13 protein-coding genes are annotated in these 16063 nt (G+C 42.0%); all 13 read left to right on the forward strand.

What is annotated here, in order from left to right; all coding sequences use genetic code 11:
• The first annotated feature begins 56 nt into the window (after positions 1–56).
• The 13 genes from G7Y45_RS20075 (at position 57) to G7Y45_RS00880 (ending at position 16030) form a co-directional block, all read left to right on the forward strand.
• A complete protein-coding gene (locus G7Y45_RS20075) occupies positions 57–236 on the forward strand; it encodes a transposase (protein WP_080546323.1) in 180 nt (59 codons plus the stop codon).
• A gap of 22 nt (positions 237–258) precedes the next feature.
• On the forward strand, positions 259–561 hold the full coding sequence (locus G7Y45_RS20080; protein WP_050496877.1) for a transposase: 303 nt from the start codon (positions 259–261) through the stop codon (positions 559–561).
• A gap of 408 nt (positions 562–969) precedes the next feature.
• Positions 970–2655, forward strand: a complete 1686-nt coding sequence (locus tag G7Y45_RS00830) for a hypothetical protein (RefSeq protein WP_032541904.1) — start codon at positions 970–972, stop codon at positions 2653–2655.
• Positions 2652–3017 carry a hypothetical protein gene (locus tag G7Y45_RS00835; protein ID WP_005782482.1) on the forward strand — a complete coding sequence of 122 codons (366 nt, stop codon included), beginning with the start codon at positions 2652–2654 and terminating at the stop codon, positions 3015–3017. Before G7Y45_RS00830 ends, G7Y45_RS00835 begins: the two co-directional genes overlap by 4 nt.
• Before the next feature lie 891 nt (positions 3018–3908).
• Positions 3909–5363: a TolC family protein gene (locus G7Y45_RS00840; RefSeq protein WP_122130748.1), complete on the forward strand. Its 1455-nt coding sequence runs from the start codon at positions 3909–3911 to the stop codon at positions 5361–5363.
• A 61-nt stretch (positions 5364–5424) separates the two neighbouring features.
• On the forward strand, positions 5425–6417 hold the full coding sequence (locus G7Y45_RS00845) for an HlyD family secretion protein (RefSeq protein WP_165017105.1): 993 nt from the start codon (positions 5425–5427) through the stop codon (positions 6415–6417).
• Positions 6414–7595 carry an ABC transporter permease gene (locus G7Y45_RS00850; protein ID WP_005782473.1) on the forward strand — a complete coding sequence of 394 codons (1182 nt, stop codon included), beginning with the start codon at positions 6414–6416 and terminating at the stop codon, positions 7593–7595. Before G7Y45_RS00845 ends, G7Y45_RS00850 begins: the two co-directional genes overlap by 4 nt.
• Positions 7595–8845 carry an ABC transporter permease gene (locus tag G7Y45_RS00855; protein WP_005782471.1) on the forward strand — a complete coding sequence of 417 codons (1251 nt, stop codon included), beginning with the start codon at positions 7595–7597 and terminating at the stop codon, positions 8843–8845. Before G7Y45_RS00850 ends, G7Y45_RS00855 begins: the two co-directional genes overlap by 1 nt.
• 172 nt (positions 8846–9017) lie before the next feature.
• A complete protein-coding gene (locus G7Y45_RS00860) occupies positions 9018–10967 on the forward strand; it encodes a glycoside hydrolase family 97 protein (RefSeq protein ID WP_022011314.1) in 1950 nt (649 codons plus the stop codon).
• A gap of 122 nt (positions 10968–11089) precedes the next feature.
• On the forward strand, positions 11090–11797 hold the full coding sequence (locus tag G7Y45_RS00865) for an SGNH/GDSL hydrolase family protein (RefSeq protein ID WP_165017102.1): 708 nt from the start codon (positions 11090–11092) through the stop codon (positions 11795–11797).
• A 184-nt stretch (positions 11798–11981) separates the two neighbouring features.
• Complete coding sequence (locus G7Y45_RS00870) at positions 11982–12347, forward strand: BlaI/MecI/CopY family transcriptional regulator (RefSeq protein WP_005782465.1); 366 nt, start codon at positions 11982–11984, stop codon at positions 12345–12347.
• Positions 12348–12367: 20 nt separating this feature from the next.
• Positions 12368–14089: a M56 family metallopeptidase gene (locus G7Y45_RS00875; RefSeq protein WP_032531440.1), complete on the forward strand. Its 1722-nt coding sequence runs from the start codon at positions 12368–12370 to the stop codon at positions 14087–14089.
• A 39-nt stretch (positions 14090–14128) separates the two neighbouring features.
• Positions 14129–16030 (forward strand): thioredoxin-like domain-containing protein, encoded by a 1902-nt coding sequence (locus G7Y45_RS00880; protein ID WP_165017099.1) that lies wholly within the window; start codon positions 14129–14131, stop codon positions 16028–16030.
• Positions 16031–16063 lie beyond the last annotated feature (33 nt).

A 16063-nucleotide genomic window follows, 5' to 3' on the forward strand; every position in this document is an offset into this window, starting at 1 on the left:
GTAAGCGACAATCGTACATAAATTAGAATATTCCAAGATGTTTCATAGCCTTGACAATGTTCCTCAAACCGGTTTGTTTCGGAGAATGTTCAAGTATCAGTTTCATTGACAGTACATGCATTCCTGCCATCCATAACAGGAGACAATATTCCATGAAAGTATGCAAAGACATAGCAAAAAAAGGTAAGAGTACAATGGGGGCTATATCGGCTTTAAACTTCATTTATTGTGTATGAAAGAGGAGAGATTGTCAACGTTGTGCTGACCGGGGCCAATGTTGACGATCGAAACAAAAATGTAATTGATACGCTGACAAACAAGATGTTTGGAAAGCTTTATACCGACAAGGGGTCTCTCTCTCAATCACTTTTTGGGAAACTTTTTAATGATGGCATTCATATCGTCACCGGTCTTCGTTCAAACATGAAGCAACGCTTGATTTCGATTTATAACAAACTAATGTTACGTAAACGGAGTATTATCGAATCACCCAACGATACATTGAAAAATAAAAACAATTTATACACATTCACCACCGTAGCGTACATAATTTTCCGATGAACTTGCTTTCTGCAATGGAGGCATATTGTTTTTTCAATGTCAAGCCGGAGGTTAACTTCGACTTTGACATAGCCCCATCAGACGGACAGCTTACCATTTGGAATTAAGTCAGTAAGACAATAAAGATTCGGGCGGTCAAAGTATGGTCGCCCGAATCTTTATTGTCTTGTGATTTTGAGGATTAAAAGGAAATCTTAACCCGAACTCGCGTTCAATAGGGAGTTTACGTAAAAAAACTGTCTTTATAATAAATCAATATTAAACCTGCTTCATATATATTGAAAGAATGATAAAATATTAACTTCTTTTTCATGTTTCGAGTTGAGTACGGTTTTAGTATGAATTGTATTATATGTAACATGAACTATTAGTTTTTAATAGATTCTAATTAAAAACAAACGAGTGATTGTGATTAAGAAAAATATTATAAACAGAAAAACAGACATGAAAAAAGTGAAAATCAATTTATTTTTATTTCTTTTTTTCTCTATCATCTTAGAAGCATGCTCCGACGATTATGCAACTTACAACAACGAACCCACTAAAAATGTAACAACAAGAAACGTCAAAAGCAAAGAACAATATATGGAGCGATTTGCTGAAATATTATCAAAAGCCGTTTTCGAAGAACAAAGTGTCAGGCACTTTTTAAAAGAGGAAGCTTTAAAGAAAATAGATAACGGATACAATATTTTTTATCCCATTGCCAAAGATGGGCAAATAAACAATTGTTCTTTCCGAGGTATATTAATAAAGTACGCCAAAGATAAAGAGGAAATAGAGAACATCGAGGCAAATGTACCTTTACTAAATATCCACATACCAGAATACGGGAATCTTTTAATAAAAGACATGGATGATGGAGACTTTGAAGTACCGGTTCTATTAGATAGGACATTATACTATAATGGAGTCATAGTAGATACAATTGCTGCTAATGAAATACCTGGATTTAATTTGTTTGTAGTTTGTGAAAGTGCCAGTATAAGAAAAAAACATATACAAACTCGAAATCTTTCAGCTTACCCTTTAAATGAAAATTATGAATTTGTTGATCAGTCTTTTGATCCTACATACTCCGAGAGGACTGCAGGAGTAACACGTGCTTCGGCATATGAAGAGCTTAGTGAAAAATATAAAGATGAAGGCTATGTCCCAATAAAAGATATAGATCCATTGTTGGTGGCAGCCTATAATAAATCCTCCCAAAAGCCCAGGGCGACGAGATCACTTATATACTATGGCTTAAATAGTATAAGCGAAACTCCCAAAGAAATTCGTCCAGATATCAAAGATTGTATTTTTAGATTTAAGATTGCAGCAGATGCGTTTTCTCGCTTGGAGGATATAGCAACAGGGCAAAACAAGCCATTATTCTATGATAAAGTACAGCAGAAAAAAGGCTCTTTAAGCAGAGAAGAAGTTTTAGGACGTATCTTAACGGGAAGAGCTTTCTGTTTTCTTTTCAGGATCGAAGGAAGTGTAAACGGAAACAACGTAATATCTGAAGGAATGAAGATTTATGTTACCCCTGAAAAATTATTCAATCTTAAAATCAATGAACATAGAAGACATAAAACGATGTTTAGACGTACAAAGTATACCTATACAATTGATAGAAATGGTATTAAGTCCAAATGGTTCTATCCTTTAGATTACGGACACGATACAAGATTGAATGAATGGAACATAGCTAAAGATCCCATTAACAAAAAGGTTGTAGTATATCTTATTAACCCGGATGAAGGAACAACCGCAAAAATCACAGAAACATATTCTTTAACTTATATATCCAATAAAGGAATAGATGGAAGCATTTCTGCTCCAATCATTAAAGGAATCACCCTAGGAATAAATGGAAAATTAGATAATACAACGACAACTCAAAAGACAGTAACAACAGAATATTCTATCACCCAAAGTAATGAACGTATTGACGAGTTCTACTTTGATTTTTTTAATGACTATCCCATTGAATCTGTTTTATCCAATAACGAGTACGTAATTCCTATTAGAAAAGGTAAAGGAATAATAGAAACAAGTATTTTACCAATATCAAATAGTTTCTTTACATTTAAACGATTTAAAAGATGAAAAAACAAGTAACTTTCTTTATCTGCACAATTATTTTGTTGACTTTGTCGTCTTGTCATAAGGAAGCAGATTATTCTTTAAATAATTCAATCTGGATACATCAATTTCAAGCTGAAGAACGGGTAGAAGGTGGTGTAAAAGCAGTAGGACTTTTCTTCGGAGCAAAAACAATTGAAAAGTATAGCCTTGATAAAGACTACAAAGCATTAAAACTTTTGAACACATTTAACTATGTAAAGGAAGGTAATGAAATTATAATCAATGGTGCATTCAGACAAACAGTGGGAGATAATTATCTTACTTTTGGTGATGGAATGTACTATCGTTCAGAAAAAAGCAAGGGCTCTTTTTTCCAAAAGTAATAAAGAAGGAGGGAGCAATTAAGAATAGGTATTGAAGGAGCAGAGAATAAATAATTCCTCTGCTCCTTTTAATTAAATATTCGTACTACTGCCACTTTTGATCCGAACCATATCAGTAAATCGGGTAAATACCCTCTATTGGGTTGCTCCCGGTCCAGTTATGCGAAGATGCTCAAAACGCAATCTGGAAATCTCCAGATATAAGAATAAAAAGGTTATTGTCTACTATTGCCACGAAACTTTCCTTTCTGCTTCTCTGTTCGTGTTATTGAAAAACAGAAACCTTAAATAAGGCTTTTGAACCAGTAAGCTAAATACCAATTCGCAATAGTTGTTTATTATACTACAGCCAAAGTATGCAATCGGATACACAATATCACGAAAAAAATGATTCGGAAAGACAGGATCAATCCATAGTTGATAGATAAGCAAGTATACAGGTTTTCAGCCCGCTAAGTCTTATTGGATAGAAAAAGACACGATGATACTTAAACAGATGAAAGACAAGACATTCAAAGTACTAAACTCTCGCTGGGAAAAGACTTGCTTTAACACAGTGTTAAAGCTTGCTCTTTAGATTCAAATAACAAGTCATTTAAATGCAAAAGGCTTGTTATTTGCATTTGGAAAAGAAGAAGCCCCAGGATGCGATTAACAATGTTAATTGAAAAAGCGAGAATACATCGCCCGGTATTCAAACATCAGGCCTAAATAACAAAAAAAATTAAATCGTTTTGCTTTTTAAGATTAACCCTTTATATTTGCATCGTTGTTTATGCAATTATTGTTTCTTGTCCTAACAAGGATAACAAGAACAAAACCGGATAAACAAACAACCCGCAAGCATTGTTCTTTAAAATGAAGTATTACCTTTATAATGTATAAGATGCGATGAAAAAAATCCTGTTTCTGTTTTTTCTCCTGACAACTACTTTCTCTCTGAAATCACAGGGAATCCTATCCTTAGATAGTTGCCGTGCATTGGCCATTGCCAACAACAAAGAGTTGTTGATAAGCGGAGAGAAAATAAATGCTGCACACTATCAAAACAAAGCAGCTTTTACGAACTACTTACCCAACTTCTCTGCTACAGGGGCCTATATGCGTAACCAAAAAGAATTCTCGCTGCTCAACAGTGATCAGAAAGCTGCCCTATCGGGCTTAGGAAACAGCATAAGCGGACCACTGCAGCAGGCTGCACAAGTCATCGGACAGCTCCATCCTGAACTGGCCCCGGCTTTGTCGCAACTGGGAGGGGCTATCGTACCGGCCTTGAACGAAGCCGGAAGTTCTATTGTAGACGCATTCCGTACCGATACCCGCAATGTATATGCAGGAGCCATCACCCTGACACAGCCATTATACATGGGCGGCAAAATCCGGGCATACAACAAAATCACTAAATACGCTGAAGAGTTGGCTCGCCAACAGCACAATTCGGGTATGCAAGAGGTGATTCTCAGCACGGATCAGGCCTATTGGCAGGTTATCTCGTTGGTCAACAAGAAAAAACTCGCGGAAAGCTACCTGAAGCTATTGCAGAAACTGGACAGTGATGTAGAAAAGATGATTGCCGAAGGGGTAGCCACTAAAGCGGACGGACTCTCGGTTCGGGTGAAGGTAAACGAAGCCGAAATGACACTGACAAAGGTTGAAGACGGGCTAAGCCTTTCGCGGATGCTACTGTGCCAACTGTGCGGCATCGACCTGAGTACCCCCGTCGTATTGGCCGACGAAGACATCGACGACATTCCTTTAATGCCTGTTACTACCGACTTTGAGGTTGAAACAGCCTATGCCAACCGGCCTGAAATACGGAGCCTGGAACTGGCAACCAAAATTTATCAACAAAAAATAAACGTAACCCGCTCCGAGCATCTTCCGTCTTTAGCACTGATGGGAAACTATATGGTTACTAACCCTTCCGTATTCAACAGCTTTGAAAATAAATTCAAAGGAATGTGGAATGTAGGCATCATGCTCCAATTACCCATCTGGCACTGGGGAGAGGGCCTCTATAAAGTAAAGGCAGCCAAAGCAGAAGCACGCATCGCCCAGTATCAACTGGAAGATGCCAAAGAAAAAATAGAGTTGCAGGTCAACCAATCGGCTTTCAAAGTGAACGAGGCAGCAAAGAAACTGACCATGGCGAAAAAGAACCTTGAGAAAGCTGACGAAAACCTACGCTACGCCACCCTTGGATTCGAAGAAGGAGTAATTGCTCCAAGCAACGTACTTGAAGCCCATACTGCCTGGTTGTCGGCCCAATCGGAAAAGATCGATGCACAGATTGATGTGAAGTTAACAGAGATCTACCTGCAGAAGTCATTGGGAACACTGAAATAAAATGAATAAGTAAATTTAGAGAAAGCCAATCTCAATCGTAAATCGTAAAATCGTAAATAAGATGACATCACAAAAATCACAGAACAGCAATATGCTGCTTGCATTCCTCACTCTGCTGGGAGTTATTGTACTGGTTGCAGTTGTCGGTTTCTTCATGCTCCGCAAAGGTCCGGAAATTATTCAGGGACAGGCCGAGGTGACCGAATACCGCGTTTCGAGCAAAGTTCCCGGACGCATTCTGGAATTCCGTGTGAAAGAGGGACAAACAGTACAAGCGGGAGACACTCTCGCCATACTGGAAGCTCCGGACGTAATGGCAAAAATGGAACAGGCACGTGCAGCTGAAGCCGCTGCTCAGGCACAAAACGAAAAAGCAATCAAAGGGGCACGTCAGGAACAGATCCAGGCAGCTTATGAAATGTGGCAAAAGGCGATAGCCGGTGTCGATATAGCAGAGAAATCATACAAGCGTGTTAAAAATCTGTTCGACCAGGGAGTCATGCCTGCGCAAAAGCTGGACGAAGTCACTGCGCAACGTAATGCAGCCATCGCTACAGAAAAAGCAGCAAAGGCCCAATATACCATGGCTAAGAACGGTGCCGAACGTGAGGACAAAATGGCTGCCGCCGCTTTGGTAGACCGTGCCAAAGGAACTGTTGCCGAAGTGGAATCGTACATCAAAGAGACTTATTTGATTGCTCAGACAGCCGGAGAGGTTTCTGAGATATTTCCCAAAGTGGGCGAGTTGGTAGGCACAGGTGCACCGATTATGAACATTGCAGTGATGGATGACATGTGGGTGACATTCAATGTGCGCGAGGATTTATTGAAGAACCTGACAATGGGATCTGAATTTGACGCTATCGTGCCCGCACTGGACAACAAAACGATTCGCCTGAAAGTATACTACATGAAGGATCTGGGTACTTACGCTGCCTGGAAAGCAACTAAAACTACAGGACAGTTCGATCTGAAAACTTTCGAAGTAAAAGCTACTCCGGTTGAAAAAGTAGACAATCTGCGTCCGGGAATGTCAGTCATCCTTAAAAAATGAAAGAAAGAGAAAAGAAATATATAGCCCTCTGGCTGGTCATGAAGCGCGAATGTCGCCGTCTTGTGTCCCGTCCGCTCTATCTCTTCTGCATGGTGATAGCCCCGTTATTCTGCTATATTTTCTTCACCACGCTGATGGACTCGGGGCTACCCACCGACATGCCTGTCGGCGCTGTCGATCTGGACAACTCAACCAGTTCGAGAAATATCCTCCGCAATTTGGATGCCTTCGGGCAAACGGCTATCGTGGCCCGTTATGGAAGTGTGAATGAAGCCCGCACTGCAATGCAGGAAGGCAAAATTTATGGGTTCTTCTATATTCCCAAAGGGTTGTCGGCCGATGCTCAAAGCCAACGACAACCCAAGATATCTTTCTATACCAACAACTCGTACCTGATTGCCGGCTCACTGCTTTTCAAAGACATGAAGATGATGTCCGAGCTTGCATCAGGGGCAGTCAGCCGTTCGGTACTGTACGCTAAAGGTGCAACAGAGGACCAAGCCATGGGATACCTCCAACCGATAGTCATCGATACACACCCGATACAGAATCCATGGTTGAACTACTCGGTCTACTTGTGCAACACCCTTGTACCGGGAGTACTTATGCTGATGATATTCATGGTAACGGTATTCTCCATCGGCGTGGAAATCAAAGACCGTACCGCACGTGAGTGGTTGCGTCTGAGCAATAACTCCATTTATATCGCATTGGCAGGTAAACTTCTTCCACAAACGGTAGTGTTCTTCATCATGGGTATATTTTATAATGTATACCTGTACGGATTCCTGCATTTCCCATGCAACAGTGGCATCCTCCCTATGCTGCTGGCCACTTTGTGCCTTGTACTGGCTTCACAATGTTGTGGCATCGTGATGATAGGCACTTTGCCTACACTCCGCCTCGGATTGAGTTTTGCATCATTATGGGGAGTCATCTCTTTCTCCATATCGGGGTTCTCTTTCCCGGTAATGGCTATGAATCCGGTATTGCAGGCATTGAGCAACCTGTTCCCACTACGGCATTACTTTCTCATTTACGTAGACCAGGCACTCAACGGATACAGTATGGCTTATTCCTGGTCCAATTATATGGCGTTATTGATTTTTATGTTACTTCCTTTCTTCGTGGTTCACCGGTTGAAGGAAGCTTTGATATACTATAAATACATGCCCTAATGAAAGATATAAAATTAAAAGATAAAATAGCACAAGGAGTCAACGACCTGTTTTATATCTGGAAACGGGAGTTTGGAACCACCTTCCGTGACCAGGGAGTATTGATTTTCTTCGTACTCGTGCCATTGGTATATCCGTTGATTTATAGCTTCATCTATACCAACGAAGTGGTGCGCGAAGTGCCCGCAGTGGTAGTAGACGATTCACGCTCTTCACTCAGCCGCGAATATCTGCGCAAAGTGGACGCCACTCCCGATATAGAAATCGTAGCGTATTGTGCCGATATGGAAGAAGCCAAACAAATGCTGAAAGACCGTCTGGCTTATGGTATCATTTATATTCCGAAAGAATTTAGTGATAACATAGCACAAGGTAAACAGACTCAGGTAAGTATTTATTGTGATATGAGCGGACTGCTATATTACAAAAGTATGCTTCTGGCTAACACAGCCGTATCTTTAGACATGAACGAAGATATCAAAATAACCCGTTCGGGCAATACCACCGACCGCCAGGATGAGATCACAGCCTACCCCATCGAATATGAAGACGTGGCAATGTTCAATCCGACTAACGGTTTTGCCGCTTTCCTGATACCGGCAGTACTAATCCTGATTATTCAGCAGACTTTACTGTTGGGTATCGGACTTTCTGCCGGCACCGCCCGCGAAAACAACCGCTTCAAAGATCTGGTGCCCATCAACCGGCATTACAACGGCACGCTGCGTATTGTAATGGGTAAAGGACTAAGCTATTTCATGGTCTATTCGCTCGTATCTGTTTACGTACTTTGTGCGGTTCCCCGCATGTTCAGCCTCAACCAGATCGGACAACCGGGTACATTAGCGTTATTTATCCTTCCCTATCTGATGGCTTGCATCTTCTTTGCCATGACTGCGTCCATTGCCATCCGTAACCGGGAAACGTGCATGCTGATATTCGTCTTCACGTCTGTTCCGTTACTGTTTATTTCGGGAATCTCCTGGCCGGGAGCAGCCATACCGCCGTTCTGGAAATATTTCTCTTATATATTCCCGTCTACTTTCGGCATTAACGGATTTGTGCGGATCAATAACATGGGGGCGACACTGAGTGAGATCCCATTTGAATATAAAGCATTATGGATACAAACGGGATTCTACTTCCTGACTACCTGTTGGGTATATCGCTGGCAGATCATCAAGAGCCGTAAGCATGTCATTGATAAATACAAAGAAATGAAAGGCAAAGGAAAACCTATTCTTTCATAATCACATACACATATTTATTCCGGATTTATCCGGAAATACCTGCTATTGCAATTCAACCCGAAAATATATCGGACAGCTATTGTCTGAAACAAAGATAATTAGTACATTCGAGGCGTTTATATTTTCAAGTGGAAGATGTAAACACAACACATACAATAATAAAACACATGTTATGAAAAGAAAAATGATGTCCCTTTTGCTCGCATTGGCAGTAATAAGCGGAAATAGCGTGTACGCTAAAGTGATTGACATAATGTCTCCCAACGGAGCCATTAAAGTATCGGTAGATATCAAGGACCGAATCTACTATTCAGTGTCTTATGATAACAACCAACTATTAAAGGATTGTTATCTCAACCTCCAACTGCAAAATGAAACACTGGGGGACAATCCCAGGCTGCGGAGCACGAAACGTGGAACCATTGACGAAAGTGTGAAACGTGAGATACCTTTTAAAAATGCTATTGTAAAGAACCACTGTAACACGCTGAGGATGAACTTCAGCGGAAACTATGCCGTTGAGTTCCGGGTATTCGATAACGGTATGGCTTACCGTTTTGTTACAGACAAAAAAGAGGATAACATTGTAATGGGAGAAGATTTCGCAATTAATTTTCCTGCCAACTACAAAGCCCACTTATCACAACCGGATGGTTTTAAAACCTCTTACGAATATCCATATACTCATATAGATACGGAAAACTATGCTGCCACCGATCGTATGAGTTACCTGCCCGTACTGATAGAAACGGACAAAGCATATAAAATCCTGATATCCGAAGCTGACCTATTCGATTATCCTTGTATGTTCCTCAAAGGCACCGGCAAGAATGGGATGCAATCTCTTTTCCCAAAAGCACCTTTGGCATTTGGCGAAGATGGTGACCGTAGCCTCAAGATCACTAAAGAAGCTGATTATATTGCCAAAACAACCGGAAAGCGTTCATTCCCCTGGCGAATGATGGTAATCTCAAAAGAAGACAAAGAGATTATTGAAAACGAAATGGTATATAACCTTTCTACTCCTTGTGTCCTTGAAGACTACAGTTGGATCAAGCCGGGGCAGGTGAGCTGGGAGTGGTGGCACGATGCACGTCTCTATGGGGTAGATTTCCGTTCCGGCTACAACATGGATTCGTATAAATACTACATTGACTTTGCTTCCAGATTCGGCATCCCCTACATCATCATGGATGAAGGCTGGGCCAAAAACACACGTGATCCGTTTACTCCCAATTCTACTATCAACCTCCCTGAGTTAATTCAGTACGGAAAAGAACGAAACGTGAAAATCGTACTCTGGCTACCATGGCTTACTGTCGAGAATCACTTCGATCTCTTTAAGACTTTTGCCGACTGGGGCATCGCGGGAGTAAAGATAGACTTTATGGACCGCAGCGATCAGTGGATGGTAAACTACTACGAACGTGTAGCCCAAGAAGCAGCTAAACATAAACTATTTGTGGATTTCCATGGTGCCTTCAAGCCTGCGGGACTGGAACGGAAATATCCGAACGTACTCTCTTACGAAGGTGTATTGGGCATGGAACAAGGTGGCAACTGCAAACCCGAAAACAGTATCTATTTACCCTTTATGCGTAATGCTGTGGGTCCGATGGACTTCACTCCGGGGTCAATGATTTCCGCTCAGCCGGAAGACAACCGTTCTACCCGCGCCAACGCCATGGGCTCAGGAACACGTGCTTTCCAAATGGCTCTTTTCATCATCTTCGAAAGTGGTCTGCAAATGTTAGCCGACAACCCGGTTTACTATTACAGGGAACTTCCCTGTACCGAATTTATCGCAAGTGTTCCCGTCACCTGGGATGAAACCAAGGTCCTTTATGCTAAAGTAGGTGAAGCAGTCGTCGTAGCCAAACGAAAAGGAGAACAGTGGTTCATCGGAGGTATCACCGGCAATCAACCACAAAACATCGAGATCGACCTTGGATTCCTTCCGGCAGGACAATCATTCACGTTAACCTCATTTGAAGATGGCATTAACGCTGACCGTCAAGCAATGGATTACAAGAAAAAGGAGTCTACCGTGAACAATCAAACCCGCATGACATTGAAAATGGTACGCAACGGGGGATGGGCCGGAACAATTAAAATGAAATAGAATATAAATCAAGTTCACCACAGAACACACAGAGTCTTCATCTCTTGCTAATGGAATATTTATGAAAAAAGTTTCTCTGTGGGACTCTGTGTCACTCTGTAGTGATATAGCATATTACAAAAATGAAAAAACAAATAATACACCGCTGGATGCTGATGGCTGTCTTCTGCCTCGGAGCATCATTTATAGGAATCAATGCCCAAGAAAAAGACTGGGCCAGCCTGCAACGCTATGCGCAACAAAATGCCGAACTCCCCAAGCCGGAGAAAAATGAAAAGAGAGTAGTCTTCATAGGCAATTCCATCACGGAAGGATGGGTTAACACACATCCTGATTTCTTCAAAAACAACGGTTATATCGGCCGGGGCATCGGTGGACAGACTTCTTACCAGTTCCTGGTACGTTTCAGAGAAGATGTGATCAATTTATCCCCCGCATTAGTAGTGATCAATGCCGCCACCAACGACATTGCCGAGAATACAGGAACGTACCATAAAGACCGGACTTTTGGCAATATCGTTTCGATGGTGGAACTGGCAAAAGCCAACCATATAAAAGTGATATTGACTACCACTTTACCGGCTGCTGGCTTTGGCTGGAATCCGTCCATCAAAGATGCACCACAAAAGATAGCCTCACTCAATGCACGCCTGAAAGCATACGCCAAAGCAAACAAGATTCCGTTTGTAGACTATTATTCATCGATGGTAAGCGGTAATAACAAAGCTCAGAATCCGGTCTATACTAAAGATGGAGTACACCCTAATTCTGAAGGGTACGACGTGATGGAAAAGCTCATCCAGCAAGCCATAAACAAAACGATACGCTAACCATTGAAATTAAAATCATGAAGTCATTTGTCTCCTTCTGCCTTTTATTGAGTATCTGCATAAGTAAACTATATGCGCAAGACATTAACATAGTATACATAGTTTACATCATTTAACACACTTCGCTTTGTTTAGTTACGACCGTTTCGTAGCTTTGTGATATAAACGTAATTAAACATACTCCATGGAAAAGTTGACAATGCAAGAAGAAGAAGTGATGATTTACATCTGGGAACTGGAAAGTTGCTACGTGAAAGACATCGTTGCCAAATTTGAGCAACCCGTACCTCCTTACACTACGGTGGCCTCCATCGTGAAGAATCTCGAACGGAAAAAATATGTAAAGGCACAGCGCGTAGGAAATACGTACCTATACACTCCGGCTATTAAAGAAAGCGAATATAAACGAAGTTTCATGAGTGGAGTCGTAAGGAACTACTTTGAGAACTCTTACAAAGAAATGGTTTCTTTCTTCGCAAAAGACCAGAAGATATCGACCAACGACCTGAAAGAAATCATCGACATGATCGAGAAAGGAAAAGAAAACTAATCGCTAATACCCTGAAAAACATGACTCCCGAACTGGCATACTTCCTGAAGATAAATATAGCAATTGCTTTATTCTACGCCTTCTATCGGTTGTTTTTCTACAAAGACACCTTTTTTCAGTGGCGACGGACTGTATTGCTTTGCTTCTTTGTCATTTCTCCACTCTACCCGGTGTTGAATATTCAGGAGTGGATCAGATCGCACGAGCCTATGGTAGCAATGGCCGATTTATACGCAACCATTGTATTGCCCGAAATTGAAATAACTCCTGAAGTTGCGACTACGGATTGGCAAAACATTATTTTATCTACAGTAAATATCATCTATTGGGCAGGAGTCGTATTACTTTTAATACGCTTCGTTGCCCAGTTTGCCAGTATTTTGCGGTTGCGTTTTCATTGTCAGAAAGATCAGATAGAAGGAATTCCTGTCTATTTGCTTGACAAAGAAAGTGGTCCGTTCTCTTTTTTCCATTGGATCTTCATTCATCCGCAAGCACATCCGCACAATGAGTTAAGCGAAATCCTTACTCACGAAGGAACGCATGCCCGGCAAAAGCACTCCATAGATGTTATCATCAGCGAACTGATGTGTATCGCCTGTTGGTTCAACCCGTTTGCATGGTTGATGAAACGGGAAGTACGGAACAACCTGGAGTACATGGCCGACAACCGTGTACTGGAAGCCGGGCATGATTCAAAATCTTATCAGTATCACTTATTGGGATTGGCCCATCAAAAAAGTACAATCACTCTCTCCAACAGTTTCAATGTGTTGCCACTGAAGAATCGCATCACAATGATGAATAAAAAAAGAACCAAAGAGATAGGACGGACCAAATATCTGTTATTTCTCCCGCTGGCTCTTGCCCTAATGATAGTAAGCAACATTGAAGCCGTGGCACGTACTACTAAAAACATCGCAAAAGAAATGATGCAAACAGTAGAAGAGCAGATTGAACAGAAAGTTCCGGCTGAAGAAAATACCCCATCCCATACGGCAGATGCTCCGCAACCTCAAACGGACAATACAGCCGGACAAACAACCTCCCAAAAACCAAAAGAACAAACTGTCTTTGAAGTAGTTGAGCAAATGCCGGAATTTCCGGGAGGAGTGACAGAAATGAAAAGGTTCATCAGCAGTCACCTCCGCTACCCCGCTATCGCTCAGGAAAACGGAATACATGGGCAAGTCGTTACCCAATTCATAATCCGGGCAGACGGAACGATTACCGACTGTACAGTAGCAAAAAGTGTGCATCCAATACTGGACGCCGAAGCATTACGTGTAATAAAAGAAATGCCTAAGTGGCGTCCCGGAAGACAAAGAGGAATAGCTGTAGCCACCAGAATGACCGTCCCGGTACGGTTTCACCTGATAGATGAGGCGCCCGATCCGGCAAGTACTTCCGATAAGAATCTTGAAAATAAAATTTTTGATGTAGTTGAACAGGCTACGGAATTCCCCGGTGGAATGAAAGCTTGTTTAGCATATATGTACAAAAATATAAAATATCCTACAGCTGCACAGGAAGCGGGCATACAAGGGCAGGTTGTCATACAGATGATTGTTGATAAAGACGGGCATATAAGAGACCCCAAAATAGTGCGGGGAGTATCGCCGGAACTGAATGCCGAGGCACTCCGCATAGTAAGCGGTATGCCCAAATGGATACCCGGGAAACAAAAAGGCAAGAACGTAGCGACCCGATTCACACTCCCCATCCGGTTCCGTCTGACCTAACCGTACTCCCAACCTGAAAATCACTTTAATAAAAATAGTATGAGAAAAATCACATTTATTGCCATTCTCTTGTTGTGCATCTGCAACCTTGCAAAGGCCAAAGAAAAAGTCATAGAACAGCCGCCATTCATAGCTTGGAGCAGTACCTCGATTCAAGTAGAAAAAGTCGTCCTCAGCGACACGGCTACAGTACTTTATATCAAAGCATTCTATCAACCCAAACAATGGATCCGGATTTCCGGACAAAGTTTCCTGAAAGACAATAACGGGGAAACCTACGTTTTACGTTCGGGGATCGGTATTAAACCCGACACGGAATTCTGGATGCCCGAATCCGGTGAAGCAGAATTCCGTTTAGTTTTTCCGCCAATACCGGCCTCAGCCACTTCTATCGATTTCTCCGAAGGGGACAATGTTCAAGGGGCATTCAAGATATGGGGCATTCAACTTAAAGGAAAAGCTCTCCCCGAACTTTTGTTACCCCAAGAAGCCATTGTGCAGAAAGTAGATATAAATAATACATTGTCCGAACCAAAATTCGAATACAAGGAAGCCACTTTCAAAGGAAAGATTCTGGATTATCGCCCGGGACTCATCTCCAAAATAACACCGATTGTATTTGACCCGGTAAAGGGTGCCTACGAAGGAGCGGAAGTAAAAATAAACAATGACGGCACATTTACCACTCAAATAAAAGTACCTGCCACTACTTCGGTCGCCCTCCGTATTTTCGGTAAAATGATCTCTTCCTACGTGGTACCGGGCGAAGAGAGCAGTATCATTATCAATACCCGCGAACTATGCCGGCAACAATCCAAGTTCCATAAGGACGACAAACCTTATGGCGAAGCTGTTTACTTTGGCGGCGCATTAGCCGGGCTGTCACAGGAATCTTTTAAATGTAACCTAAATCCTTCCGTTATGGATAATTACCGTCAACTATTCCGTGACATAGCAGGAATGGATGCCCAAGCCTATAAAGACTTTATTTATGGCAAACGGGCTACTATTCTTGAATCCATACAGAAAGCCCCAATCAGTCAAGCACTCAAAACGGTATTAATCAATCAGGTAGACGCCGGTACTGCCCAGGCTATCTCTTTAACGGAAATGGCCATCAAGCAGGCTTATGCCATGGAGCATAAAATGAAAAACGAAGAAGCCAGGGAATACTTTAAAACGACTCAAATAAAACTGCCTGAAAACTATTACGCGGATGCTTTCAGACCACTTGGCTCCCTCAACACCATGGCATTACTTTACAATCCCCGGTTGACCGAACTGGTTCCGTATTACCTGCGTCATTGGAGAGATGAACTGGTTAAAGCATGGGGAACCGACAAAGGAGTTTATTTCGATATTAATAAAGCAAACGAACTCTATTCATCTATCAAAGACTTTACACCCCTGACCGCCGAACAGGAAGTCCTGCTTGCCACTCTTCCACCCGCTTGCCAAAATGAACTGCGGGAGGGCAATGAACAACTTCTGAAAACCATTGAAGCCAATAAAAAGAAAACCGGATATACTATTCATGAAGTAGGGGAAGTCAGTGATGAAAACCTGTTTACATCCATTATCTCTAAATTCCGGGGTAAAGTAATCCTGGCCGATTTCTGGGCAACCTGGTGTGGCCCGTGTCGCATGGCCAATAAAGCAATGCTGCCGCTAAAGGAAGAGTTGAAAGGAAAGGATATCGTTTACCTTTACATTACCGGCGAAACTTCACCCCTGAAAACATGGGAGAACATGATTCCGGATATCCACGGTGAGCATTTCCGTTTAACGGATGCTCAATGGAGTTTCTTAGGTGATAAATTCGACATAAGGGGCGTACCCACCTATCTCATCATCGATCGGGAAGGAAATGTCAAACACCAAAAGACAGGATTCCCGGGTGTAGCCCAAATAAAAGAGGAATTGATGAAAGTATATGATTAACCCTCCGGACAACAAACAATAAACAAAGAACGA

The sequence above is a fragment of the Bacteroides sp. ZJ-18 genome, assembly GCF_011038705.2.
Lineage (GTDB): Bacteria > Bacteroidota > Bacteroidia > Bacteroidales > Bacteroidaceae > Bacteroides > Bacteroides hominis.

Bases quoted from the DNA above. Each gene is read 5' to 3' on its own strand.
- G7Y45_RS20075 (WP_080546323.1), top strand. From the start codon at position 57: ATGTTCCTCAAACCGGTTTGTTTCGGAGAATGTTCAAGTATCAGTTTC.
- G7Y45_RS00835 (WP_005782482.1), top strand. From the start codon at position 2,652: ATGAAAAAACAAGTAACTTTCTTTATCTGCACAATTATTTTGTTGACT.
- G7Y45_RS00840 (WP_122130748.1), top strand. From the start codon at position 3,909: ATGAAAAAAATCCTGTTTCTGTTTTTTCTCCTGACAACTACTTTCTCT.
- G7Y45_RS00845 (WP_165017105.1), top strand. From the start codon at position 5,425: ATGACATCACAAAAATCACAGAACAGCAATATGCTGCTTGCATTCCTC.
- G7Y45_RS00850 (WP_005782473.1), top strand. From the start codon at position 6,414: ATGAAAGAAAGAGAAAAGAAATATATAGCCCTCTGGCTGGTCATGAAG.
- G7Y45_RS00855 (WP_005782471.1), top strand. From the start codon at position 7,595: ATGAAAGATATAAAATTAAAAGATAAAATAGCACAAGGAGTCAACGAC.
- G7Y45_RS00860 (WP_022011314.1), top strand. From the start codon at position 9,018: ATGAAAAGAAAAATGATGTCCCTTTTGCTCGCATTGGCAGTAATAAGC.
- G7Y45_RS00865 (WP_165017102.1), top strand. From the start codon at position 11,090: ATGAAAAAACAAATAATACACCGCTGGATGCTGATGGCTGTCTTCTGC.
- G7Y45_RS00870 (WP_005782465.1), top strand. From the start codon at position 11,982: ATGGAAAAGTTGACAATGCAAGAAGAAGAAGTGATGATTTACATCTGG.
- G7Y45_RS00875 (WP_032531440.1), top strand. From the start codon at position 12,368: ATGACTCCCGAACTGGCATACTTCCTGAAGATAAATATAGCAATTGCT.
- G7Y45_RS00880 (WP_165017099.1), top strand. From the start codon at position 14,129: ATGAGAAAAATCACATTTATTGCCATTCTCTTGTTGTGCATCTGCAAC.